22 protein-coding genes are annotated in these 24,260 nt (G+C 46.5%); 17 read left to right on the forward strand and 5 right to left on the reverse strand.

Annotated features, from left to right (window positions below; all coding sequences use genetic code 11):
* Positions 1 to 171: 171 nt before the first annotated feature.
* On the reverse strand, positions 172 to 1,584 hold the full coding sequence (gene sbcB / locus CEQ32_RS02500) for an exodeoxyribonuclease I (RefSeq protein WP_088585454.1): 1,413 nt from the start codon (positions 1,582 to 1,584) through the stop codon (positions 172 to 174).
* Positions 1,585 to 1,758: 174 nt separating this feature from the next.
* Between sbcB and CEQ32_RS02505 the strand changes: the two genes are divergently transcribed.
* The 3 genes from CEQ32_RS02505 to CEQ32_RS02515 all read left to right on the forward strand — a co-directional run bounded on the left by CEQ32_RS02505 (position 1,759) and on the right by CEQ32_RS02515 (position 3,927).
* Positions 1,759 to 2,562 (forward strand): hypothetical protein, encoded by an 804-nt coding sequence (locus tag CEQ32_RS02505; protein WP_069455174.1) that lies wholly within the window; start codon positions 1,759 to 1,761, stop codon positions 2,560 to 2,562.
* A 34-nt stretch (positions 2,563 to 2,596) separates the two neighbouring features.
* Positions 2,597 to 3,412 (forward strand): 23S rRNA (guanine(745)-N(1))-methyltransferase, encoded by an 816-nt coding sequence (rlmA, locus tag CEQ32_RS02510; RefSeq protein WP_037419673.1) that lies wholly within the window; start codon positions 2,597 to 2,599, stop codon positions 3,410 to 3,412.
* Positions 3,413 to 3,717: 305 nt separating this feature from the next.
* Positions 3,718 to 3,927 (forward strand): cold-shock protein, encoded by a 210-nt coding sequence (locus tag CEQ32_RS02515; RefSeq protein WP_011072720.1) that lies wholly within the window; start codon positions 3,718 to 3,720, stop codon positions 3,925 to 3,927.
* Positions 3,928 to 4,264: 337 nt separating this feature from the next.
* Here CEQ32_RS02515 and CEQ32_RS02520 read toward each other — a convergent pair whose 3' ends face one another.
* Both CEQ32_RS02520 and rne read right to left on the reverse strand, forming a co-directional pair.
* Complete coding sequence (locus CEQ32_RS02520; protein WP_037427309.1) at positions 4,265 to 5,824, reverse strand: SulP family inorganic anion transporter; 1,560 nt, start codon at positions 5,822 to 5,824, stop codon at positions 4,265 to 4,267.
* 143 nt (positions 5,825 to 5,967) lie between these two features.
* Complete coding sequence (rne, locus tag CEQ32_RS02525) at positions 5,968 to 9,258, reverse strand: ribonuclease E (protein WP_088585455.1); 3,291 nt, start codon at positions 9,256 to 9,258, stop codon at positions 5,968 to 5,970.
* A gap of 595 nt (positions 9,259 to 9,853) precedes the next feature.
* Between rne and rluC the strand changes: the two genes are divergently transcribed.
* Positions 9,854 to 10,813 carry a 23S rRNA pseudouridine(955/2504/2580) synthase RluC gene (gene rluC / locus CEQ32_RS02530; protein ID WP_069455170.1) on the forward strand — a complete coding sequence of 320 codons (960 nt, stop codon included), beginning with the start codon at positions 9,854 to 9,856 and terminating at the stop codon, positions 10,811 to 10,813.
* 42 nt (positions 10,814 to 10,855) lie between these two features.
* A complete protein-coding gene (locus CEQ32_RS02535; RefSeq protein WP_088585456.1) occupies positions 10,856 to 11,599 on the forward strand; it encodes an HAD-IA family hydrolase in 744 nt (247 codons plus the stop codon).
* A gap of 3 nt (positions 11,600 to 11,602) precedes the next feature.
* On the opposite strand, the gene CEQ32_RS02540 is transcribed toward CEQ32_RS02535, so the two are convergent.
* Positions 11,603 to 12,187, reverse strand: coding sequence for a Maf family protein (locus CEQ32_RS02540; RefSeq protein ID WP_081990957.1), 585 nt, complete (start codon positions 12,185 to 12,187; stop codon positions 11,603 to 11,605).
* A gap of 284 nt (positions 12,188 to 12,471) precedes the next feature.
* On the opposite strand from CEQ32_RS02540, the gene yceD reads away from it, so the two are divergent.
* The 11 genes from yceD to CEQ32_RS02595 all read left to right on the forward strand — a co-directional run bounded on the left by yceD (position 12,472) and on the right by CEQ32_RS02595 (position 21,174).
* Entirely contained in the window at positions 12,472 to 12,996 is a 525-nt protein-coding gene (gene yceD / locus CEQ32_RS02545) for a 23S rRNA accumulation protein YceD (protein WP_011072716.1), read from the forward strand.
* A gap of 17 nt (positions 12,997 to 13,013) precedes the next feature.
* Positions 13,014 to 13,184, forward strand: coding sequence for a 50S ribosomal protein L32 (rpmF, locus tag CEQ32_RS02550; RefSeq protein ID WP_011072715.1), 171 nt, complete (start codon positions 13,014 to 13,016; stop codon positions 13,182 to 13,184).
* 15 nt (positions 13,185 to 13,199) lie between these two features.
* On the forward strand, positions 13,200 to 14,228 hold the full coding sequence (gene plsX / locus CEQ32_RS02555; RefSeq protein ID WP_037427251.1) for a phosphate acyltransferase PlsX: 1,029 nt from the start codon (positions 13,200 to 13,202) through the stop codon (positions 14,226 to 14,228).
* Between the two features lie 9 nt (positions 14,229 to 14,237).
* Positions 14,238 to 15,197 (forward strand): beta-ketoacyl-ACP synthase III, encoded by a 960-nt coding sequence (locus CEQ32_RS02560; RefSeq protein ID WP_088585457.1) that lies wholly within the window; start codon positions 14,238 to 14,240, stop codon positions 15,195 to 15,197.
* Between the two features lie 104 nt (positions 15,198 to 15,301).
* Entirely contained in the window at positions 15,302 to 16,228 is a 927-nt protein-coding gene (gene fabD, locus CEQ32_RS02565; protein ID WP_088585458.1) for an ACP S-malonyltransferase, read from the forward strand.
* Between the two features lie 21 nt (positions 16,229 to 16,249).
* Positions 16,250 to 16,984 carry a 3-oxoacyl-ACP reductase FabG gene (gene fabG / locus CEQ32_RS02570; protein ID WP_197062292.1) on the forward strand — a complete coding sequence of 245 codons (735 nt, stop codon included), beginning with the start codon at positions 16,250 to 16,252 and terminating at the stop codon, positions 16,982 to 16,984.
* 163 nt (positions 16,985 to 17,147) lie between these two features.
* Positions 17,148 to 17,381 (forward strand): acyl carrier protein, encoded by a 234-nt coding sequence (gene acpP / locus CEQ32_RS02575; protein WP_006081231.1) that lies wholly within the window; start codon positions 17,148 to 17,150, stop codon positions 17,379 to 17,381.
* 209 nt (positions 17,382 to 17,590) lie between these two features.
* Positions 17,591 to 18,829 (forward strand): beta-ketoacyl-ACP synthase II, encoded by a 1,239-nt coding sequence (gene fabF, locus CEQ32_RS02580; RefSeq protein WP_088585459.1) that lies wholly within the window; start codon positions 17,591 to 17,593, stop codon positions 18,827 to 18,829.
* A gap of 178 nt (positions 18,830 to 19,007) precedes the next feature.
* Positions 19,008 to 19,376, forward strand: a complete 369-nt coding sequence (locus tag CEQ32_RS02585) for a hypothetical protein (protein ID WP_037419714.1) — start codon at positions 19,008 to 19,010, stop codon at positions 19,374 to 19,376.
* Between the two features lie 116 nt (positions 19,377 to 19,492).
* The gene (locus tag CEQ32_RS02590; protein ID WP_037419717.1) at positions 19,493 to 19,972 is read left to right on the forward strand and encodes an acyl-CoA thioesterase; all 480 of its coding nucleotides are present in this window, start codon (positions 19,493 to 19,495) and stop codon (positions 19,970 to 19,972) included.
* Between the two features lie 326 nt (positions 19,973 to 20,298).
* Positions 20,299 to 21,174, forward strand: coding sequence for an NAD(P)-dependent oxidoreductase (locus CEQ32_RS02595; RefSeq protein ID WP_037427241.1), 876 nt, complete (start codon positions 20,299 to 20,301; stop codon positions 21,172 to 21,174).
* 96 nt (positions 21,175 to 21,270) lie between these two features.
* On the opposite strand, the gene CEQ32_RS02600 is transcribed toward CEQ32_RS02595, so the two are convergent.
* Positions 21,271 to 22,119: a D-hexose-6-phosphate mutarotase gene (locus CEQ32_RS02600; protein WP_088585460.1), complete on the reverse strand. Its 849-nt coding sequence runs from the start codon at positions 22,117 to 22,119 to the stop codon at positions 21,271 to 21,273.
* A gap of 227 nt (positions 22,120 to 22,346) precedes the next feature.
* Between CEQ32_RS02600 and CEQ32_RS02605 the strand changes: the two genes are divergently transcribed.
* Positions 22,347 to 24,137, forward strand: a complete 1,791-nt coding sequence (locus tag CEQ32_RS02605) for an acyl-CoA dehydrogenase C-terminal domain-containing protein (RefSeq protein ID WP_037427239.1) — start codon at positions 22,347 to 22,349, stop codon at positions 24,135 to 24,137.
* The last annotated feature ends 123 nt before the right edge of the window (positions 24,138 to 24,260 follow it).

Below are 24,260 nucleotides of genomic sequence, written 5' to 3' on the forward strand. Positions count from 1 at the left end.
CCCGACTCCTTGTTTGTTAAGTTCATGGAAGAACATTCTAGTAATTTTGTTACAGTATAAATGCGAGTTAGTTCGCGTTTATGGTTCAATTAAGCGCCTGTTAGTTAACATCTGAAAGAAGTTATCAATCATAGACGCTAAATCAACAAAAAACATGGGCTATTTTGTGGTCTACAATCCACGCAAATAGTGGCACAGGGCGGCGAGTAGTTTTTGTTTATGCTCATCGCCTTCGGTATCTTGCAACAAATTTTCAAGTTTGAGCAGATAATCCTGATCGGCCAAACGCTGCTGACAGAAGGTGCGCCAGCGATGGGACTCTTGATCATCAAGTAATTCGGGATAATTGCGCGCCCGATAACGGAATAGCATTTCTGGGATGCGTCCATCATCAAATTGCAAATCAAGTGCGGCTAAATTTTGAGGTAAGGTATGGCGAATGATCTCCATCTTGGCTTTATCGGCAGGGCTGAAAAATCCACCCGAATACAACATTAAGTCAGGATCCGTGGTGGTTACTTCGCCATCATGCTCAAACAGTTGCGCCAGCTTCTCCCGTAATTCCGGGTGAGACTTTAAGCGTTTGTATTGTTCTCTGGCAAAGGCTTTATCAATGTTGAGTCTTTCTGCCTGCACATCATCTAAAATTTTGGCCGAAGTAATAAAAGGGCATTTGTTAAGATGCACCTGTTTAACTGGGATGGGTAACTCATCCCCGGCAAGCTCCGCTCTGGGCGTGTACATGCGCGTTTTTATCTGCTCGACATCCAGCTCAAACAGTGGGCTTAAATCCATCGCTAAATTCACGCAAATAATGGCATTTTTGTTACTTGGGTGGTGTGCAACGGGGGCGATAAGGGTTGTACAACCGTGCATTGCACTTATCTTCGAACTGACATGGGCAAGCGGTAGCATATTTAATACGTCAATTTGCGCGCTGACGGCTTGTTTACGGCGCAATTCAAAATAGTACTGATATAACTTAGGTTGCTTTTCTTTTATCAGTTTTGCCATTGCGATGGTGGCGTAAACATCTGACATGGCATCGTGCGCTTTTTCATGGCTTAAACCATTAGCTTGGGTCAGATGTTCCAGTTTAAAACTGGGTGAACCGTCTTCTTTTAATGGCCAATGGATACCGTCGGGTCTAAAGGCATAACAAGCCCTAACTAAATCAATGATATCCCAACGCGTATTGCCATTTTGCCATTCGCGGGCATAGGGATCGATAAAGTTACGGTAAAAGCCATAGCGGGTGACTTCATCGTCAAATCGTAACGAGTTATAGCCAGCGACACAGGTATTAGGTTGGCTGAAGAGAGTATGGATACGCCCCATAAACTCGGTTTCAGGTAAGCCTTTTAAATTGGCTAATTGTGGCGTGATCCCTGTAATTAAAATCGCTTCGGGTGAGGGCAGGTAATCCGTTGATTGTTTGCAGTAAAAAGTCTCTGGCTCACCGATAATGTTAAGATCTAAATCGGTACGGACCCCGGCAAATTGGGCGGGTCTATCTTGGGCTGGGTTTGCACCGAATGTTTCATAGTCGTGCCAAAAAATACTTGGCTGAGATGCTGTATACATAATTTCAATCAAATGACGGTTTTGTCGAATGATAGCATCTTAGCCGTTAAACTCACCCCAATATTGATCAGCAAAAACCTTGATGGATAAATTATATTGAAAAGAGAAGCGCTTAACAGGTGATCTTTACCACGATTGGCAGTTACAATTCCCATTGAACAGGGGATCAGTCTTATGCATCATCAATATCTCAATGAACCTATGATACTCGATGTCGCACAGACGTCGTCATTGATCATAACGTTACCAAGCAACATGAGTGATTTTATTGTGCTTGAAACGATGGGAGCTCCCTTACTTGAGCTGATTGTCGTTTCACAAACTCCACCACAGATTGCAGTGCGCCTTCAACCGATTTTAGGGTTAAAACTAAACACAACTTCTGTTGCAGACGCAGGGCTAAGTGCTCCAGTATCAAGGTGCTTGGGTCAAGGCGTACGGCTTTATCATCGAATGGGGACTGCCCCTAAATTTGTTGCCCAAGAGCTTCGGGCAGGAATTTTAATTAAAGTTGATGTGAGAGAAAGTGTAACATTCTCTTTGCAATCGGCATCAAAGTTCGAGTTTGTAACACTTGAATCCGACGTCAGAGGCTTACATGAGCCGAGAGTACTGATGATGGCTAAGGCTATTCTTGCTAGGGAGTACGATTACGGTGCGACATCGGAATCCCTTGCGGTTTACCTCACCGAAATTGAGCAGATAAGATTGGAGTTACAAGCATTTTTACGGGGTGAACTTGGTCAATACCATACTGGCTTAGCTGAAGAGGCCGTACGATTAGATCCATTACTGCAACAGAAGCGCCAATGGCTTTTTCGAACTTATACCCACATGTTTGAGCGCCCGAGCTTTAGTCGCGCCGCAAATGATAGTCAGAATATCGACAAAGCCTTAAGGAAACTTGAGTGTTTTGAGCTACTCGCTTCTCCTGAATTACTGCAAATGGTCGAGCGATTAATGGAAGATGAGATATAAGCTTGACATCCCCCATTTTAAATAGAGTTAATCAATGCAATATATATGTCCTTTGTGCGCGTTACCCCTCACCCTAACACAACGAACTTGGGGATGCCCGCAGGCACACAAGTTTGACATGGCGAAAGAAGGTTATGTCAATTTGCTTCCCGTTCAGAAAAAAAACTCGAAAGATCCGGGTGATAATCAGCAAATGATGTTTGCTCGTCGGGAGTTCTTAAATGCGGGTTATTATCAAATCTTAAGTGATAGAGTTAATCAACTGGCACTCCAATATGCCAGTAGTGCACAGCAGATCCTTGATATAGGCTGTGGTGAGGGTTACTACAGTCATCGTTTATATAATGCCCTTGTTGCTCATCATTTTTGTTATTTACAGGGCGTTGATATCTCTAAGTCGGCAATAAAATATGCAGCCAAGCGCTATCCTAACTTAAGCTTTTGTGTAGCGAGTGCCTATGAAATGCCGATCCCATCTAATAGCATTGATTTAGCGATTCGAATTTATGCACCATCAAAAGTAGAAGAACTTCAGCGGATCATGGCACCTAGCGGCATTCTTATCACGGTATCGCCAGGGCCTTTGCATCATTTTGCGCTAAAACAACAGATTTATGACCAGCCAAGATTGCATCCTGAGTCTGAGGCCAGAGTTGATGGATTTGAATGCCTACATCAAGAGCGGCTTAGCGCGCAACTCGAGCTTAACGACAGCAAAGATATCGGCAATTTTCTCGAAATGACTCCCTATGCGTGGAAGTTTACCGCAGAGCAGAAACAAGCATTTACTCAGCGCGGATTAAGCTGTGAGTTAGATTTCCAGATTGAAGTACATCGCATTTCAGTCTAGGGGCTGATTTTAACCTATTGAAATAAATTATTTAAAATGCTTTACTGTCAAAGCTTAAGCCGTAAGAACATATTGTTCTGCGAGCCGGTAGCAAAACCTTAAAAGGCTTTGTTTAAATAAATTTTTCAAAGTGTCGCAGTATGTTGACTTATCTTTAGAATGGTTTATAGTTTTACTAGCTTGAAGGTTGGGCTTATATTTATGTGTTCAATACGACCCGTTCGTCCTGTAAACATAAGTAATACCGGCATTTTCCAGCTCCACCGCCGTTAAGGCTTTAATTTTTTATTTACAGGATTTATATCATGTCTCAAGTAACTGGTGTAGTTAAGTGGTTCAACTCTGACAAAGGTTTTGGTTTCATCGAGCAAGAATCTGGTCCAGACGTATTCGTTCACTTCCGTGCAATCAACTCTGACGGTTTCAAAACTCTTGATGAAGGTCAAAAAGTGTCTTTCACTGTGACCCAAGGTCAAAAAGGTCCTCAAGCTGAAAACGTAACCGTAATCGGTTAATTTTCAGTGCTGTTAGCCTAGACGCTAATAGCAATGGATTTAAGAGCTGTGGTTTTTACCATAGCTCTTTTTATTTGTGCTGTTTTATCTTAATACTTACATCTCTCATTTCTATCATTTCTCTCACTTTTAAGACCTCGTTCAGATTAATCTGCTGTTAGCTGTTATCATTTTTCCCGTGAATTTTGTTTATTTCGCTGTTAACGATATTAATAAATACATAAACTTGGCTTGAAAACTGACTATTTACGTACGCGAACATTCAGGGCGATAACTGTCAGCCCACAGCCATATTGCAGTGCCGTGGACCGTTGCTTAAGGATGGATAGTGACTTCATTAGGAGTCGAGTTTATCATCCGCGACTTTATAATGTGGGTCATCCAACAGATTCACTTCAACAAGATCACCTGCCTTATGAAGTAAGGCTTTACAATCAGCACTTAAATGCACCAAATGTAGTCTTTTGCCTATGGACACATAACGCTCTGCAAGCGTATCAATCGCTTCTAAGGCAGAGTGATCGGCTACGCGAGAAAACTTAAAATCGATGACGACATCCTGTGGATCCTGTGAAGCATCAAATAACTCGAGGAAACTCGCGACAGAACCGAAAAACAGTGGTCCATTAAGCTCATAGACTTTCCAGCCTTGAGAGTTTTGAGTCACTTTGACGCTAATGTGTTTCGCATGCTGCCAAGCAAATACCAGCGCGGATACCACCACTCCCACAAATACAGCAAAGGCGAGATCAGTAAACACAGTTACTGTGGTTACAAGAACGATCACAAAGGCATCATGTTTGGGCACTTTGCCCATAAACTTAAAACTTGCCCATTCGAATGTGCCGAGTACAACGATAAACATCACCCCAACGAGGGCTGCTAACGGAATAATTTCGATAAAGGCTGCACCAAAGAGAATAAATGCCAGTAGGCCAATGGCCGCGGTAATCCCTGATAACCTGCCGCGGCCACCAGAATTAATATTAATCATCGATTGACCGATCATGGCACAACCACCCATAGCCCCAAAAAAGCCGCTGGTGATGTTACCTACACCTTGGCCAATACATTCTTTATTGCTGCGTCCTCGGGTATGGGTCATCTCATCGATAACCGTCAAGGTTAACAGGGATTCGATTAATCCGACTGCGGCTAAAATAAAGGAATAGGGCAGAATGATATAGAGCGTCTCAAGGTTAAAAGGTACCTGTGGGATTGCAAAGCTTGGGAGTGAGCCTGCAATTGTCGCATTCTCGTCACCACTCATAGTCTTGAGAAAATCCAATACGTTACGAGTATCAAGATCAAAGCTGACGACAATAGCCGTGACGCTAAGAATTGCGACCAACGAGGACGGTATTGCAGTGGTCAGCTTAGGCAAGAAATAAATAATTGCCATGGTTAATGCTACGAGAGCAAACATCAGCAATAACGGCTCTGGTGGTAACCAGACTAAGTTTCCAGCAGTGTCTTTTACTTTAAACTGGCCAAGTTGTGCCAAAAAAATCACAATGGCGAGGCCGTTTACAAAACCTATCATCACCGGATAGGGTACGATGCGAATAAATTTCCCCAGTTTAAAGATGCCAGCGCTGATTTGGATTAATCCTGCCAGCACGACAGCCGCAAATAAGTATTGCACGCCATGTTCAACCACTAAGGACACCATGACCACGGCCATCGCTCCTGTTGCACCAGAAATCATCCCAGGTCGACCACCAATCAGTGCGGTGACCAATCCCATAATAAAAGCCGCATAGAGGCCCACCATAGGTTCGACATTGGCAACAAAAGCAAAGGCCACAGCCTCAGGGATCAGTGCGAGTGCGACGGTTAGCCCTGAGAGTATATCGGCTTTGTAGCTAGATGTTTTGTGGCGGAAGAGATCGAACATGAAACCTCTGTTACTGGTGTGTAGACAAAATAAGCCGCGCATACTATCAAATAAACTGATTGAGCTAAACTTGAAATATGCCTTAATTAGCTGAAAATAAAAAAGCCATGCAGATGCATGGCTTTTTAGATTGTGGAAGGGTCCTATGGACGAGCCATATCCGATTCAGCACTATTGCTGTGTTTCAGCTTAGGTTCAGTGGCTTCAGCGGTGGCGGTATTTTCATACTCACGGCCTTTAGGCACTTCAACCTGCGCTCTGACTTCTACCGTTGGTTTAGTCATTTCAGATGACACCATAGCACCAAAACGGCTAGACGCTTTCGGTTTGCTGACGACAACTTCCGTTGGTTGAGCCGTAGCAGCTTGCGCCATTACAGGTTTTGCCTGAGGTTTAACAAACGCTGCAGGTTTCGCCATCGGTGCTGATGCGACTGATTTTACCGCTTCTTTCGGCTCAGTCTTTTCTGTCACTGGTGTCACTTCTTCGGCTTTTGCTTCAGGAGTTATATCAGTCACTATTTGCATAGCCTCTGTGGCTTGCACTGCTGGTTCTGTTGCTGATTGTGGCTCGGCATCAGATGCTTTAACCGTTTCAGCGGCCTTATCGTTAACTACAGGTTTAGATGTGACTTCAGCGACAACAGCATCAGACTTAATTTCCGCGGAGGATTCAGTTACTGTGGTATCTGATACCGTGCTTTCAGTCGCTATGCTTTGAGAGACTGCGGCTTCAGTTGAGGAAATCACATCAGCAGTGTGCACAATCGGCGCTGGCTGCGTTGCTGTACTCTTCACTTCAACTTCAACTGCAACTGCAACCGTTTCAGCCACGGTTTGCTCTGTTAAGTTAGCCGTTTCAACAACTGCAGTTGGTGCTGGATAGTCTTGATCTTCGCCTAACGCATCATTAGGAATGAACTGCGCAGGAGCCGTTGTGCCTTGTTCATCTTCATCGCGGCGACGGCGTTGGCCAGCAGCTCGCAGATGGCGAGGACTACGGCGGCTACGACGTTGTCCATCACGGGATTCACGTTTGGCTTTGTCATCTGCATCAACATTTGCTTCGGCGTTATCTTCATCAATGGCCGCTGGTTGAGTGTCTAACTTAGCATCCACTTGAGTGTCTGCTTGGCTTTCAACAACAGGCATATCAACAATAGCATCGGCTGGCTTAGTTTCTACGACATCAGCAGCTTCTGATACTGTGGTGTCGCCGACCTCATTCGCAACCGTAACCTCTTTACGTGGCTGGCGGCGGCGCGGCGCTTTCACTTCTGGTTGAACTTCTACCGTGACATCCGCATTGATTGCAACCAACTCAGCTAAAATCGCTTCTTCCTGAATTGACGTTTCTACAACATCTGTGGTGTTGTCGATACGAACTTTACGGCGCATATTACGGCGCTGACGACGTTCACGGACGACCTCTTGCTTTGGTGCTTCGTCTTGAACATCCGCAATCACTTCTTTAACTGCTTGATTGCGGGGTTTAGGCTCAGGCTTAGCACGTTTCGCACTTTCATCCTTTTCACGGATTGGGCGCTCTTGAGCTTGTGGTGCATCGGCGACTTTTTTGGCATTACGAGTACGTGGCTCGCGAGTACCTTCTTTCGCTTTTTCAGTATCTTGTGGATTGCGAGTACGGCGAGTGTCGTTACGACGATTGCGACGGTTGGCATTCGTGGCTTGACTGTCTGGCTTCTTAGTCTCGGTGCTCTTTTCTGCGACTGCGTTATCACTTGAGCTAAAGAAAGCACCAATTGCACTGAAGAGTTTACTGAAGAAACCCGGCTGTGCGGTTTCAACTTTGGCAACTGGTGCAGTGTCTTGTTCTACTTTTTGTGGAGCAGCAAAGCCTTTTAGGGCTGGAGCTGGCGCCGCAGTACGTTCCAGTTTACGTGGCTCGTACAATTTTGCTTCAGGCTGTTCAATGCGCTTGTAGCTGGATTCGTCGATTTCATCGTCGGTGCGGTGACGGATCACACGATAATCTGGGGTCATCATATGTGGATCTGGGATCACATAGACTTCCACGTCATGGCGTTGTTCGGTGATACGAATCGCTTTACGTTTCTCGTTAAGCAGGAATGCAGCCACATCGACAGGCACAATGGCTTCGATTTGTGAGGTATTTTCTTTGATGGCTTCTTCTTCCATCAAACGCAGAATCGACAACGCTAAAGATTCAGTACTGCGGATAGTGCCTTGGCCATGACAGCGAGGGCAGATATGTGCAGCGGATTCTTCTAATGATGGACGCAGACGCTGGCGTGACATTTCCATCAAGCCGAAACGAGAAATACGACCTAATTGAACGCGAGCGCGGTCATGGTGCACGGCATCACGTAGGCGGTTTTCGACTTCACGTTGATGGCGCACTGGCGTCATATCAATAAAGTCAATAACCACTAAGCCACCTAAGTCACGTAGACGTAATTGACGGGCAATTTCATCGGCGGCTTCAAGGTTGGTATTTAATGCAGTTTCTTCGATATCGCCGCCCTTGGTGGCACGGGCAGAGTTGATATCGATAGAGGTTAAGGCTTCAGTTGGGTCAATGACGATTGAGCCACCCGATGGCAGACGTACTTCACGTTGGAACGCCGATTCGATTTGCGACTCGATTTGGAAGTGAGTGAATAACGGTACTTCAGCTTCGTAGAGTTTTACACGTTCAACAAAATCTGGGCGCACAAGTGCGATATGCTGTTTAGCTTCTTCGAAAATACGTGGATGGTCGATTAAAATTTCCCCGACATCACGGCGTAAATAGTCACGAATGGCGCGAACAATCACGTTACTTTCTTGGTGAATGAGGAAAGGTGCGCCTTTGGTTTGCGCCGCTTCAGTGATCGCCGCCCAGTGGTGTTGCAGAACTTTTAAGTCCCACTTTAGCTCTGTCGACTCTTTACCCACACCAGCGGTACGGACGATAAGGCCCATACCAGCAGGGACTTCCAAATCGGCCATAGCTTCTTTTAATTCAGTACGCTCATCCCCTTCGATACGGCGAGAAATACCGCCTGCACGTGGGTTGTTTGGCATTAACACTAAGTAAGAACCAGCAAGGCTGATAAAGGTGGTCAACGCCGCGCCTTTGTTGCCACGTTCTTCTTTGTCAATTTGAACAATAACTTCTTGTCCTTCACTGACGACTTCTTTGATGTTTGGGCGACCTTGGAATGAATAACCTTTAGGGAAATATTCTCTGGCAATTTCTTTTAATGGTAAAAAGCCGTGGCGATCAGCACCATAGTCTACGAAAGCGGCTTCTAAAGAGGGCTCTACGCGGGTGATCTTACCCTTGTAAATATTTGATTTTTTTTGCTCATGACCAGGACTTTCAATATCGAGGTCGTACAGTTGTTGCCCGTCAACGAGGGCAACACGCAACTCTTCTGATTGAGTTGCATTGATTAACATACGTTTCATGATGACGTCATTCTTCTTTAAATGGAGGTCATCAAACAATCGCGTTTCGTTGCATTACGGGCCTAGCTGTGGTGAACAAAGCCTCACGGCTGGTGAGCTAGGCAAGGTGCGCATTACTGTTAGACGCAGTCGCTGCGTGTCGCATCCTATTTATGGCTTATTTTTTAATGATTACAAAAACAAGGAATTCGTTGTAAAACATCAACCAACCCCATAAATTCTTTAATTTCGTTCCGGTAATGCCCAAGTCGAATCGGTTTGTCTGACGACAAGTTAAAATATATTTCGAAATCGGTGAGAAAAGCTTTAGATAAACCTTGATAAAGTAAGGTGAGATTCTCGATTTAATCGTAAAAAACGCATTTGTGGTATTTTTACTCAGTATACGATTTGCAAATCAATGATTTGCTATCAAGAAAATCTTTTTTGATCTATAAAACTTTTCACTTGGGACAGGGAGTTTGTGAACACTTTATTCACGGCTTATCCCTAATCGCTGGTGAAATATAGCAATAATCAAAAAATTCAGCAATGGAAAGGCACAATTCTTGTGAGTTGTTGTACAATGGCCGCCGTTATAAGCAGATGGCACATCATGAATACAGAATCTCCACAGCAACAGGTGCAGTTGATCACCATTGACGAAGACCACCTCGACCAACGAATTGATAATTTTTTAATCACAGCGCTCAAAGGTGTACCTAAGAGCATGATTTATCGTATCGTCCGTAAGGGCGAAGTACGGGTGAATAAGAAGCGCATTAAGCCAGAATATAAATTACAAATTGGTGATGTGGTACGTGTGCCACCCGTGAGAATGGCTGAGTCTGATAATCGGACCGCGCCTTCGGCTAACTTGAGCAAAGTGTCGCAACTCGAAGATCGTATTTTGCATGAAGATAATCATCTTATTGTGCTCAATAAACCTGCGGGTATTGCGGTTCATGGCGGCAGTGGTGTTGATTATGGTGTGATTGAAGCGCTGCGCTCCTTACGTCCGCAACAGAAGTTTTTAGAGTTGGTTCATCGCCTTGATAAAGATACCTCTGGCGTACTGTTAGTCGCTAAAAAACGCAGTGCACTTAAACATATGCACGATCAACTGCGTTATAAAAAAATGCAGAAGGATTACTTAGCTTTAGTTAAGGGGGAGTGGTCGGCGCAGGATAAAGTGGTCAAACAACCTTTATTAAAGCTGACACTTAAATCCGGTGAGCGCATTGTGCGGGTCAATGCAGAAGGCAAACCATCAGAAACGCGTTTTAAAATTGTGCAGCGTTATCAAGGTTGTACATTGGTGCAGGCGAGTCCTGTCACGGGACGTACTCATCAAATTCGCGTGCATTGTCAATATGCCGGGCATCCCATTGCCTGTGATGATAAGTACAGTGAGCAAGCTTTCGATGACAGTATGCGCTCGCTTGGCTTGAGTAGATTGTTTTTGCACGCAGCAGAATTAATGTTTATCCATCCTGAAAACGATGAAGTGATGCGGGTTTCTGCACCACTGGATGATAATCTGCAGCAACTGTTGAATAAATTAAAGCGGGTTTAATTCCCGCTCCTCTCTCTATATACCCGTGGATAACCTTGAAGCATGAAGGCTGCCAACCATTCTACCCTGCGTAAATATGATTTAGTGATTTTTGATTGGGATGGCACTTTGATGGATTCCATCGGCAAGATCATTATTTGCATTGAGAATATGGCTAGGGCACTTGCGCTGCCTGTTCCTGCTGAGGCGGATATTCGTAATGTGATTGGCTTGTCGATGACGCAGGCGTTACAAGTGTTGTTTCCTTGCGGATTATTGTCTTCATCACAGCGATTTTCGGCGTTTCCTGAAGAGGATATGTCTACTGCTTCTACTGTCAGCACTGGCACTGAAGAGTGTTACATCACGATGCGCGCCGAGTTTAAGACGCAGTATTTGCATCTTGATACCACGCCAACGCCAATCTTCGACCAAGCGCCACAATTGCTCGAATCATTATCTACAAAGGGTTATCAGTTAGCCGTGGCGACGGGGAAGGCGAGAGCTGGTCTGGTGCGCGTGTGGGAGCAATCTGGATTAGGGCATTACTTTATTACCTCCCGCTGCGCCGATGAAGCGCAGAGTAAGCCTCATCCTGAGATGATCATCAGCCTATTGCAGGAGCTGAGCATTCAGCCTGAGCGTGCTTTGATGGTCGGTGACTCTTTACTGGATTTAACCATGGCAGCGAACGCAGGTATCGATAGCATCGGTGTGACTTACGGCGCCCATAGTGAGGCGGTATTACGACAAGCTAAGCCGATAGCATTGATTGATTCACCGCAGCAGCTCCTTCAGCATTTATAAGCATTATGCTAATACATCTATGCCTTGGCTGAGCAGCATTTCCGTGAGTAAGATTAAAGGTAATCCCACGAGCGTATTAGGATCTCGTCCTTCTAAACGATTAAAGAGCGCAATGCCTAAACCTTCACTTTTAAAACTGCCTGCACAGTAAAACGGTTGCTCTTTATCCACATAAGCACTGATTTGTGATGCTGTAAGGTGCCGAAAATGCACTGTAAAAGGCTCAACTTGGGCATTCATTTCACCCGTTTGAGCATTATAAAGCGCAAGACCTGTATAAAAGGTAATGGCTTTCCCCGAGGCTTGACTGAGCTGCTTAATCGCATTATCGCGATTTAATGGCTTACCGATGATCTTGCCATCGATCACGGCAACCTGATCGGAGCCAATAATCAGACCATCAGGACAATATTTTGCACCAGCTTCTGCTTTTGCCTGCGCTAATCGTTGTACTAAGGCTTGCGCTGACTCATTAGGCAGTGAGGTTTCATCAACCTTGGGATCGCAGCACTCAAAGGGTAAGCCTAATTTGTTCAGCAGTGCTTGCCGATATACGGAGGTGGAGGCGAGGATTAACTGGGGCGTCATCATTAATAATCCATTAGAAAACTTCACTTATTGTCGCCAATCTGGATGATTGAATGCAAGCCGTGGCAACAGATGCTGTCACTTTAGGAAGGTAATTAAGGATTCTTTCGGTGAATGCGGCTATTTTAGACGGCTTACGCTTGTGTGCCGCCCCCTGCTTGGGTAAAATTTCGCTTCCATTAATTCAATGTTGGGGCTAGAGAATCGCTTAAGTTGCAAACTGGGACTTAAGTAAGAAATTTTTCTTTGACTCTAGCGTTTTCAAACTATAATATGCGCGCCTTATGCAAACAGTAAAGATACCGGTTTCAATTGATCCTATTCGCGCCGCCTCGAGCCGTTCTACCTATGAGGGGATTGTGCCCGGGCAGCAATTGAAAAGATTAAATGAGTTATGTGCCGGCGACTGTTCCGATGTGGCAGTGTCGCTTGAATGTGGCGTAGATTTGCAGGGGATAGTCTACCTGAAAGGGAAGGCTGTGACGGAGCTCACTCTGGTATGTCAACGTTGCATGACACTATTTACCACTGAGGTTACGGTCGAGTTTTGCTTCGGTCCATGCCGGACTAAGGCAGAAATCGATGAGCTCCCGGATGCGTATGACCCAATTGAGTGCAATGAGATTGGCGAAGTACGTCTGCATCAATTGATCGAAGATGAATTGATAGTCGCTATGCCCATCATCCCGATGCATGAAGAAACTGATTGCAATATCGGGTCAATGGATATAGTTGTAGGCGAGATCGAACCCGCTCAAGAGGAGCGTCCAAATCCGTTTGCAGTGTTAGAAAAACTGAAGAGCAAGTAATCTAGGAGACAGGGCCAATGGCTGTACAACAGAATAAAAAATCTCGTTCAAAGCGCGGTATGCGCCGTTCACATGACGCACTGAGCACTGCTCAGCTGTCTGTAGACGCTACCAGCGGTGAAGTCCATATGCGTCACAACGTGACTGCTGATGGTTTCTATCGCGGTAAAAAGGTAATCAACAAGTAATTTGTTGGTTTCCTAATGACGAGTCTGACGCTCGCGTTAGATGCGATGGGCGGTGATCATGGCCCCCACGTCACAGTGCCTGCAGCTTTGCGGGCACTACAATCTCATTCTTCACTTAAAATCATTTTAGTCGGTGATAAGACTGAAATAGATGTCTATCTGCACCAAGCAGAACAAGAGTTACTCTCCCGTATTGAAGTCATTCACACCGATGAAGTGGTGAGTATGTCTGACAGGCCCGTGCACGCTTTGCGCACTCGTAAAAATAGTTCGATGCGTTTATCGATTGAACTGGTGCGAGATGGACGTGCTGCTGCGTGTGTGAGTGCGGGAAATACCGGCGCGTTAATGGCGATGGCCAAGGTGCTGTTAAAAACCTTGCCCGGCGTGGACAGACCTGCATTGGTCAGTTGTTTACCCTCCGTGACGCAAAAGCCAGTTTATTTATTGGATCTAGGTGCCAATATTTCCTGCGATTCCGAAACGCTATTCCAATTTGCCGTGATGGGCTCAGTGCTGTGTGAGGCCGTGGATAAAAAATCTCGCCCTAAAGTCGCACTCCTTAATGTGGGCACAGAAGAAATCAAAGGCAACGATCAGGTTCAACAAGCGGCACAAATACTGCAAAACACTGATCAGATTAATTACACCGGCTTTATTGAAGGTGATGAAATCTATTCTGGGAATGTTGATGTGATCGTTTGTGATGGTTTTGTGGGTAACATCACGCTCAAAACCTCTGAAGGCATTGCCAAGCTATTGGTACATCAGTTAAAACGGGGCCTAACCCAAGGTTTCTTCGTGCGTTTTTTGGCAAAACTCATCGCCCCCCGTATTCAGGCGGTTCTCAGCCAGATGAACCCCGACCACTATAATGGTGCAAGTCTGATAGGATTGCGCGGCATAGTTGTAAAGAGCCATGGAAATGCGGATGAAACTGCCTATTTACAAGCAATTAGTTTGGCAGTGACTGAAGCGCAACGTCGACTCCCCGAAATGATAAAAGATCGTTTGGAGTCGATTCTTTTAGATATAAATAACTGATTCCTCCTTATGCATACAAAAATTCTCGGAACTGGTAGTTACCTACCGGTGCAGGTGCGTAGTAATCAAGATTTGGAAAAAATGGTGGAAACCAGTGACCAATGGATTGTTGAACGCACTGGTATTTCAGAGCGCCGCATTGCAGCGCAAGACGAAACTGTCTCAACGATGGGCTATCAGGCGGCATTAAATGCGTTAGAGATGGCCGGTATTGAGGCATCAGATTTAGATATGATCATTTGCGGTACAACCAGTGCGGCAAATGCATTCCCTGCCGCGGCCTGCGAAATCCAAGCCATGCTCGGTGTGCACACCATTCCAGCCTTCGATATCGCGGCGGCTTGTTCAGGCTTTGTGTATGCCTTATCGGTTGCGGACCAATTCGTTAAAAACGGTACCGCGAAAAAAGTCCTCGTGATTGGCGCTGATGTATTATCCCGTCTGTGTGAGCCGGAAGATCGTACCACCATTATTCTGTTTGGTGATGGTGCTGGGGCGGCGGTTATCGATGCTTCCGATGAGCCCGGGATTATTTCAACCCATATTTATGCCGATGGTCGTCAAGGTTATTTGCTTAAGTGCGCTTTCCCACCACGTCAGGGGGAAACCTCTGAAGCGGTTGGTTTTATGACGATGAAAGGCAATGACGTCTTTAAAGTGGCGGTGACTCAGTTATCCCATGTCGTGACTGAAACCTTGCGCCTGAATAATATCGATAAGTCGGAAATCGACTGGTTGGTTCCCCATCAGGCTAACTTCCGCATTATTAATGCCACGGCGAAAAAGCTAGACATGAGCTTAGATAAAGTGGTGTTAACCCTTGCTAAGCATGGTAATACCTCGGCGGCTTCGGTACCTATTGCTCTGGATGAAGCTGTGCGTGATGGTCGGATCCAACGTGGTCAGCTCTTGCTGCTCGAAGCCTTTGGCGCTGGTTTTGCGTGGGGCAGTGCGCTCGTCCGTTTTTAACCGTATCTGTATACGAATAAATTCCTGCTCATCGTTATCTTGGTTAGCTGTCCAAGATAACGGTTTAGTGTTCAATAAATTAAGTTCGCCATAGGTAATTTGATATGGAAAATGTAGCTTTTGTATTCCCTGGCCAAGGTTCACAGGCCCTAGGCATGTTAGCCGAGCTGGCTGCTGTACAGCCGAACGTGGGACAAACCTTTGCCGAAGCGAGTGAGGTGTTAGGGTATGATTTGTGGGCATTAGTGCAAGACGGCCCCGTTGAAACCTTAAATGAAACCGATAAAACTCAGCCTGCTTTATTAGCGGCAAGTGTGGCGATTTGGCGTGCCTATGTTGCCTCTGGTAAAGCTATGCCTGCGATGTTAGCGGGTCACAGCCTAGGCGAATATTCTGCATTAGTTTGTGCTGGTGTCATCGACTTTAAAGATGCGATCAAACTGGTTGAGCTACGTGGTCAATTGATGCAGCAAGCCGTACCCGCCGGTACTGGCGCTATGTACGCGATTATCGGTCTAGATAATGACGGTATTGCTAATGCGTGTATTGAAGCCGCTCAAGGCGAAGTGGTAAGCCCAGTTAACTTCAACAGCCCTGGCCAAGTGGTTATCGCCGGTCAAAAAGATGCGGTTGAACGCGCTGCTGCGGCCTGTAAAGCTGCGGGCGCCAAAATGGCGGTAGCCTTGCCTGTCAGCGTGCCATCACACTGCGCATTAATGAAACCTGCTGCTGATAAATTAGCTCTTGCGTTAAACGATGTGCAGTTTAATGCGCCGAGCATCACCGTTATTAATAACGTAGATGTGGCATCACCCACTGTGGTTGCCGACATTAAAGATGCGCTGGTTCGTCAACTGTATTGCCCAGTACGCTGGAGCGAAACCGTTGAATTAATGGCCGAAAAAGGTATTACCCAGTTAGTTGAGTGCGGTCCTGGTAAAGTATTGACAGGTCTTACGAAACGCATTAATAAATCTCTTTCTGCCCAAGCAGTTAATGACGTTGCATCCCTTGCCGCGTTAACTGAATAAGGAGTTTGTATGAGTATCAATCTGAGTTTAGCGGGCAAAGTTGCCTTAGTGACAGGCGCGAGCCGTGGTATTGGCCGTGCGATTGCCGAAACCTTAGTCGAAGCCGGTGCGATTGTGGTTGGAACTGCCACAAGTGAGAAGGGCGCCGCAGCAATTCAAGAATATCTGGGTGACAAAGGTTTTGGTTTAGTGCTTAATGTTACCGATAGTCAATCCGTCACCGATTTATTCGATTCGATCAAAGAAAAAGCGGGTGATGTTGATATTCTAGTCAACAACGCGGGTATCACCCGTGATAATTTGCTGATGCGAATGAAAGATGATGAATGGAACGATATCATCGATACCAACCTGACATCATTGTTCAGACTATCAAAACCTGTGATGCGTACCATGATGAAAAAGCGTTTCGGCCGGATCATCAATATCGGTTCAGTGGTAGGCACTATGGGCAATGCAGGTCAAGTTAACTACTCGGCAGCAAAAGCTGGTTTGATCGGATTTACAAAATCTCTTGCAAGAGAGGTTGCATCTCGTCAAATTACAGTTAATGCTATCGCTCCTGGATTTATCCAGACCGATATGACTGATGAGCTGACCGAAGATCAGCAAAAAGCTATCATGTCTCAGGTTCCGATGGAACGATTAGGGCAAGCGCAAGAAATTGCCAATGCCGTACTCTTCTTGGCGTCGGACTCTGCCGCTTATATCACAGGCGAGACTTTGCATGTGAATGGCGGAATGTACATGGTTTAAGGGCGGATGGCAGGGATACTGTCGCAACTGAGTAGTGATCTGTATCAATTGGTCGCTAAATTTCGTGGTTAGACCACGAAAACTAAGCTTGCATTGTCAGCCAAATCTAATAAACTACTCGCAATCTTACGCAAGTGCGTAATTTGAATAGGAAAGAAAACTAATGAGCAACATCGAAGAACGTGTAAAGAAAATCATTGTAGAGCAACTGGGCGTTAAAGAAGAAGACGTTAAACCAGCGGCATCTTTCGTTGACGATCTGGGTGCAGATTCTCTGGACACTGTTGAGTTGGTTATGGCTCTGGAAGAAGAGTTTGATACCGAGATCCCTGATGAAGAAGCTGAAAAGATCACTACTGTTCAAGCAGCGATCGATTACGTTTCTAAGAATCAGTAATTCTGAATTCTAGAGAACAGGCGGCAAATATGCCGCCTGTTTTTGTTTTATCCCCGCCTAATTCTGCAATAGTGCCATTCAATCGTCTCTGGAAGCTGTGTTGAATTTATCCATGAGATGCTCGCCGCAGATTGGCGAAGACATTTTAATGATAGAACCGCATTTGTCTGTCATAACTTAATCTATTTAGCATTCAAAAGGTGACTGCCGTGTCTAAACGTCGTGTAGTGGTAACCGGTTTAGGATTAGTAACGCCCGTGGGCAATACTGTCGACACTACTTGGAAAGCCCTGCTTTCGGGTAAGAGTGGGATTGCGCCCATAACCAAATTTGATGCCAGCGAATTTACCACTCGTTTCAGTGGTTCTGTAAAAGATTTCGATGTTGAGCAGTACTTAACTAAAAAAGACGCCCGCAAAATGGACCTCTTTATTCAGTATGGTATGGCTGCGGGCATCCAAGCTATCCAAGACTCAGGTCTGGATATGAGTAAAGAAAACCCTGGCCGTGTGGGTACCGCAATCGGTGCTGGCATGGGCGGTATGTGGTTGATTGAACAAAACCACAGCGCGCTATTAAGTGGTGGCCCTCGTAAAATTTCGCCTTTCTTCGTGCCGAGCACCATCATTAATATGATTGCCGGCCATTTATCGATTATGTACGGAATGACAGGCCCTAACTTTGCCGTCACGACCGCTTGTACAACCGGTGTGCACAACATCGGTTTTGCGGCGCGCACTATCGCTTATGGCGATGCTGACGTGATGGTTGCCGGTGGCGCCGAAGATGTCACTTGTCCACTCGGTGTTGGTGGTTTTGGTGCAGCTAAAGCGCTGTCAACCCGTAACGATGACCCAACGGCGGCCAGTCGCCCATGGGATAAAGACCGTGATGGTTTTGTCATCGGTGATGGTGCGGGTGTGATGGTGGTGGAAGAATACGAGCACGCGAAGGCGCGCGGTGCGACCATTTATGGTGAGCTCGTTGGCTTTGGTATGAGCGGTGATGCGTTCCATATGACATCGCCGCCAAGCGATGGTGCGGGCGCTGCGGCGGCTATGGTCAATGCAGTGAATGATGCTAAGCTGCCATTTGAAAAAATTGGTTATATCAATGCGCACGGCACTTCAACGCCTGCGGGTGATAAAGCGGAAGCGGCCGCGGTGAAATCTGTGTTTGGCGATCATGCCTACAACCTGCTTGTCAGCTCGACTAAGTCTATGACGGGTCACTTGCTGGGCGCTGCGGGTGCGGTTGAAGCGATTTTCACTCTGCTTGCGCTGCGCGATCAAGCCGTACCACCGACCATCAACCTCGATAATCCAGATGAAGGCTGTGATTTAGACTTCGTGGCGCACACTGCCCGTGATGTAAAGTTAGAGTATGCTCTGTGTAACTCCTTCGGATTTGGTGGCACTAACGGTTCATTGCTGTTTAAGAAAGTCTAAACAGCGGTTAGCTCGATAAAAAATGCGCCTACTGGCGCATTTTTTTATGCTCGAATTGTGCCTGATATCACTTTCTAACCTGCTGATATCCAAATAGTTAACCTTTGTTCATCAAGCTTGTTTAATGCCCTTTGCCGCCGATAATGACAGGCATATTCTATTTAAAAGGAAATCTGTCATGTTAAACCCTCTGGTGATCCCGCTTGTGCCTATCGTTGGTGCCGTAACCGCAAATTTGACCGAATTAATTCGTGGTGAATCCAAAGCTTGGCATCCTAATATGGATATTGGCATGAAGACCTTCACCTTTGCGATTGCGGCATATGTGTTGGTGTGGTTCGCGTTATTGGTGACCGCCATCAGTGTCGGTGGCAGTAACCATATGTCATCGGGATTTGAAGTGATTGGGCTGTTTTTGGCTGGGTTGGGTGTTTACACTTATGGCAAGGGCACTCGCTTTGTTAGCAGTCAATTACAGCTGTGGTTGTATCGTCTGGCGTTGCCGGGATTATTACTCTCCTGTGGGCTAATAAGTTACTTTGGCTAAATCGGTTCTCTTCACTGAGACAATCGTAATTATCTTTACGCTATTGCGCATTTCTATCGTAAACTCAACTCATTGCAAAATCATTGAGCCACAGAGGCTGAATAAGTTGAGGTTATATGGCTGGTATCGATAGACAAATTACCCTGAGATTTTTGTCAGAACCCGCAGATGTGAATTTTGGTGGTAAGGTTCACGGTGGCGCTGTGATGAAATGGATTGACCTTGCGGCTTATGCCTGTGCTGCGGGCTGGAGTGGTAAATATTGTATTACCGCCTATGCGGGTGGAATTCGATTTGTTCAGCCTATCCTCGTGGGTAATATTGTCGAAGTCAGCGCTAAGGTAATTTATACCGGCAAGACCTCGATGCATATTGGTATTGATGTACGGGCAGGGGATCCTAAGGTTTCTGAGCGTCATCTCACCACTCACTGTATCGTCATCATGGTTGCCGTGGATGAAAACGGACAACCAACACCCGTGCCTGAATGGGTGCCGCAGACTGAGTATGATATTCATCTGCGTGATTCCGCACTGCGCTTAATGGAAATGCGCAAGAAAATTGGCGCCGAAATGGAAGCACACGTACAAAAGTGATTTGGGTTAGTTATAAAAACAAAGGCGCCTCTGTGCGCCTTTGTTGTTTCTGTCGAATACTGCGTTTGTTACCAAGGGCATTTTTACTCTGACGCTCGCCTAATCGAGTGCTACACTGCCGCCACCGTTTTAGCTACAGATTGACCTTTTAAGTTGAAACACTTGCTCGCATTTTTTTAGTTTGGGTCGGGTCTTTCTCGGAGTAACATAAGCGCGCATCCTGTGTGTCGTTAATCTATTGTGTTAATTCAGTGAGGTTAAATGAACGCAGTGCAAATGTGTGGTGTAAAACGTTTCACCTTGTTTATCAATTAAAGGAGTTCCTCATGGCAAAAGTCGCATTTATTGGTTTAGGCGTAATGGGTTACCCCATGGCAAGACACTTACTCAACAAGGGCCATGAGGTTACTGTGTATAACCGCACTTTTGCCAAGGCACAAACCTGGGTCGAGAACTACGGCGGTCGCTGCTGCCCAACGCCTAAAGAGGCGGCAATCGGCCAAGATATTGTTTTTACCTGCGTAGGCAACGATAACGACTTGCGCGAAGTGGTATTAGGCAATGATGGCGTCATTCATGGTATGGCTCAAGGCACTGTATTGGTTGACCATACGACGGCTTCAGCCGATGTGGCCCGTGAATTACATAAAATGCTGGCCGAAAAAGGCGTCGATTTTCTCGATGCACCTGTATCGGGTGGCCAAGCTGGTGCCGAAAATGGCGTACTGACCGTGATGGTTGGGGGCGATCAAACCGTGTTCGAGCGTGTTAAGCCCGTTATCGAAGCGTTTGCGCGTTGCGCTGAGCGCTTAGGTGAGGTTGGTGCCGGCCAACTCACTAAGATGGTCAATCAAATTTGTATCGCAGGTGTGGTTCAAGGCCTTGCCGAAGCGCTGCAATTTGCTCGTAAGGCCGGTCTTGACGGTGAAAAAGTGGTGGAAGTGATCAGTAAAGGTGCGGCGCAAAGCTGGCAGATGGAAAATCGCTACAAGACCATGTGGGGCCAAAGCTATGATTTTGGTTTTGCTGTCGATTGGATGCGTAAGGATTTAGGCATTGCCCTAGAAGAAGCTCGCCGCAATGGCTCGCACTTACCCTTAACCGCGCTTGTGGATCAGTTTTACTCAGAAGTTCAAGCCATGGGCGGTAATCGCTGGGACACCTCAAGCTTGTTAGCCCGTTTTGAGAAAAACCCTAAGTAGGCGGTTATTGCCAAACAGCTGGCCATCGTGGATTTGATGGCATAAAAAAGCCCAGTCATGCACAGGGCTTTTCATTGATGAGGTGATAAAGACCGATTAGTCTGCCCAGCGAATATGGGTAACTAAGCTGTGGCTCTCGCCGGGAGCCAGCGTTAACTTATCTTCAAGCACATTGGCAGCTTCGAGACACACCATGGTGAGATAGTCATCGTCATTAAAGCGGGCAAGACGGATCGATTTTTCAATCCAAGGGTTCCACAGCACGGCCGAGTGGCTATTTTCACGGCTCACTTCAATCACACCTTTGGGCGTATGTAAGTGTTGTACTGGACCTAGGTTGGTGTAAACGCGGTCGGTTTCGCGGTCAAATAGCACGTCATCCGTCGTTTGCGGGTAAGGCCCTTCGGAAAACTCAATATATTGAGCACCGCTAAAACCAGTGGCTTTAAGCTGGTGAATATCTTCAATCGGAAAATAGCTGTGTAGCGCTTGGGTGAGTGTAACCGGCACATCGCCAAGGTTAGTGTTAACTAAGCTGATACTTAAGGTTTCACCTAAGGTAAAGAGTACGTTGACTTGGGTATGGTGCGGCCAAAAGACCTTGTCTCCTTCGCTGATGGCTAAGCTAAAACGTAAATCCACCAGTTGATTACGCATCTCAACCGACTCGAGTGTCCAAATACGGGTACGGGCAAAACCATGTTGTGGGAAATTAGCTTGATTGCTCATACCAAACCAAGGCCAGCAGACGGGCACTCCGCCACGGATCCCATTACCGGGTTGATAGTCATCCGCTGAAGACACCCATAACAAGGGGGGCTTACCTACGGGTTGAAAATGATCGATTTGCGCGCCCTGTAAAAAAATTCTTGCTTGGCATAACGCAGTGTTCACTTCGACATAATCGAGCCCGTTTGCGTGTTTTTTGGTGGTAACAGAACCCATAGTAACAATATCCTCAACCTGATGACGTATCAGCAATACAGACACTTAGCTTACAAACTTTTGCACTTGAGCATAAGCCTTTGTTGCGATCAATTTACGGTTTTGCTGTTCGATTGTGCAAACAAAAGTCACTGCACAGAGGCTCAGATGCTTCCTTTTTCAACAGATTTAGCTAAAGTGGTCAGAGCACTTAGTCCATTGCCATAAAACAAGAAAGGGAAGCGATTATGCCAGTCTATCAAGCACCACTGCGTGACTATCAATTTATCCTCGATGAAATGTTGCATATTTATCAGCAAGATGCCCTAAAAGGCTTCGATGAGATCGACCCCGATCTGGTTGATGCCATCCTACAGGGTATGGCGGATTTCAGTACTGAGGTGATGTTGCCGTTAAATAGCGTGGGGGATGTGCAGGGCTGCAAACTCGTGGATGGCAAAGTGGTTACCCCCGAAGGTTTTGCCTACGCCTATCAGCAGTTTGTCGACAATGGTTGGCCGACACTGACCTGCGATCCTGCATACGGTGGCCAAGGGCTGCCCGAAGTAGTCGGGATTTTCGCCACCGAGATGCAAACCTCGACTAATATGGCCTTTGCCATGTATCCCGGCCTTACCCACGGCGCCTATGCGGCCATTCATGCCCACGGCAGTGAGGCACTTAAACAGAAATACTTAGCCAAATTAGTGAGTGGTGAATGGACTGGCACCATGAACCTAACCGAATCCCATGCCGGAACCGACTTAGCACTATTGCGTACTAAGGCCGTGCCTGCGGCGGACGGCTACTTTGCGATAACAGGTGAGAAGATTTTTATCTCCTCGGGCGACCATCAATTTACCGATAACATAGTGCACTTAGTGTTAGCACGCTTGCCCGATGCGCCCGAAGGGGTTAAGGGCATTTCGCTGTTTGCTGTGCCCAAAGTGTTAGTGAACAGTGATGGCAGTTTAGGTGAGGCGAACAGCCTCTATGCCAGTGGGCTTGAGCATAAAATGGGCATCCACGGCAACTCAACCTGTGTGATGGTATTTGAGGATGCACTCGGTGAGTTAGTGGGAGAACCCCACCAAGGGCTGCGCGCCATGTTTACCATGATGAACCAAGCGCGTTTGGGGGTTGGAATGCAGGGATTAGGCGTGTCCGAAATCGCCTATCAAAATGCCTTAGCCTATGCCAAGGACAGATTGCAGAGCCGCGCCATTAGTGGCGCTAAAGCGCCTGAAAAAGCTGCCGACCCGATTTTGGTACACGGTGATGTGCGCCGGATGTTGTTATCGCAAAAAGCCTTCAATGAAGGTGCCCGTGCACTTGTTGGCCAGCAGGCGCTGTGGCTTGATGAGGCTGAGCGCCATAGTGATCCTGCAAAAGCTAAAGCGGCCTCGCAATTAGCGGCCTTGTTTACGCCAGTGGTGAAGGGGTTTATCACAAACCGAGGCTTTAATGCCTGCGTGGATGCGCAGCAAGTGTTTGGTGGTCATGGTTATATCCACGAGTGGGGGATGGAGCAATTTGTGCGTGATAGCCGTATTGCACTGATTTATGAAGGGACTAACGGCATTCAGGCGCTCGATTTAGTTGGACGTAAACTGCTGAGCGATCGCGGCGCCGCAATGCAGCAATGGTCAACGCTGGTCACTGAATTTATTCAATCACAGGGCAAAGATGCGCAAATGCAGCCCTATGTGAGCGGGCTAATGGATTGCGCCACCGATTTACAAAAGGCGAGCGGTTATTTAGCGAGCCATGCAGCCAGCAATCCCGACATTATCGGCGCGGCATCGATGGCGTATCTGGAGTTATTTGGCATTACGGCTCTGGCATGGATGTGGGCGCGTATGGCCAAGATTGCGCTAACTGCGCTCGCAAATGGCACGCAAGAGGCGGAGTTTTACCAGGCTAAACTAAAAACGGCGGACTTTTATATGGCGTATTGGGCTGTGCAGAGCCGCAGCCTGCGTAAACAGTTGGAGCAGGCGAGTGAGATGCTAACCACGCTTGATGAGGCTGTTTTTTAAGTTTTTATATTCAAAGCGTATAGCCACTAAAAACAGTAAAAAGCCAGCAGCGTGATGCTGGCTTTTTTATTGGAGATGGCTTTCGTTAAACGCCATTCAGTAAGTGCTATGCACTAAGAGTCA

Source organism: Shewanella sp. FDAARGOS_354 (assembly GCF_002209245.2).
Lineage (GTDB): Bacteria > Pseudomonadota > Gammaproteobacteria > Enterobacterales > Shewanellaceae > Shewanella > Shewanella xiamenensis.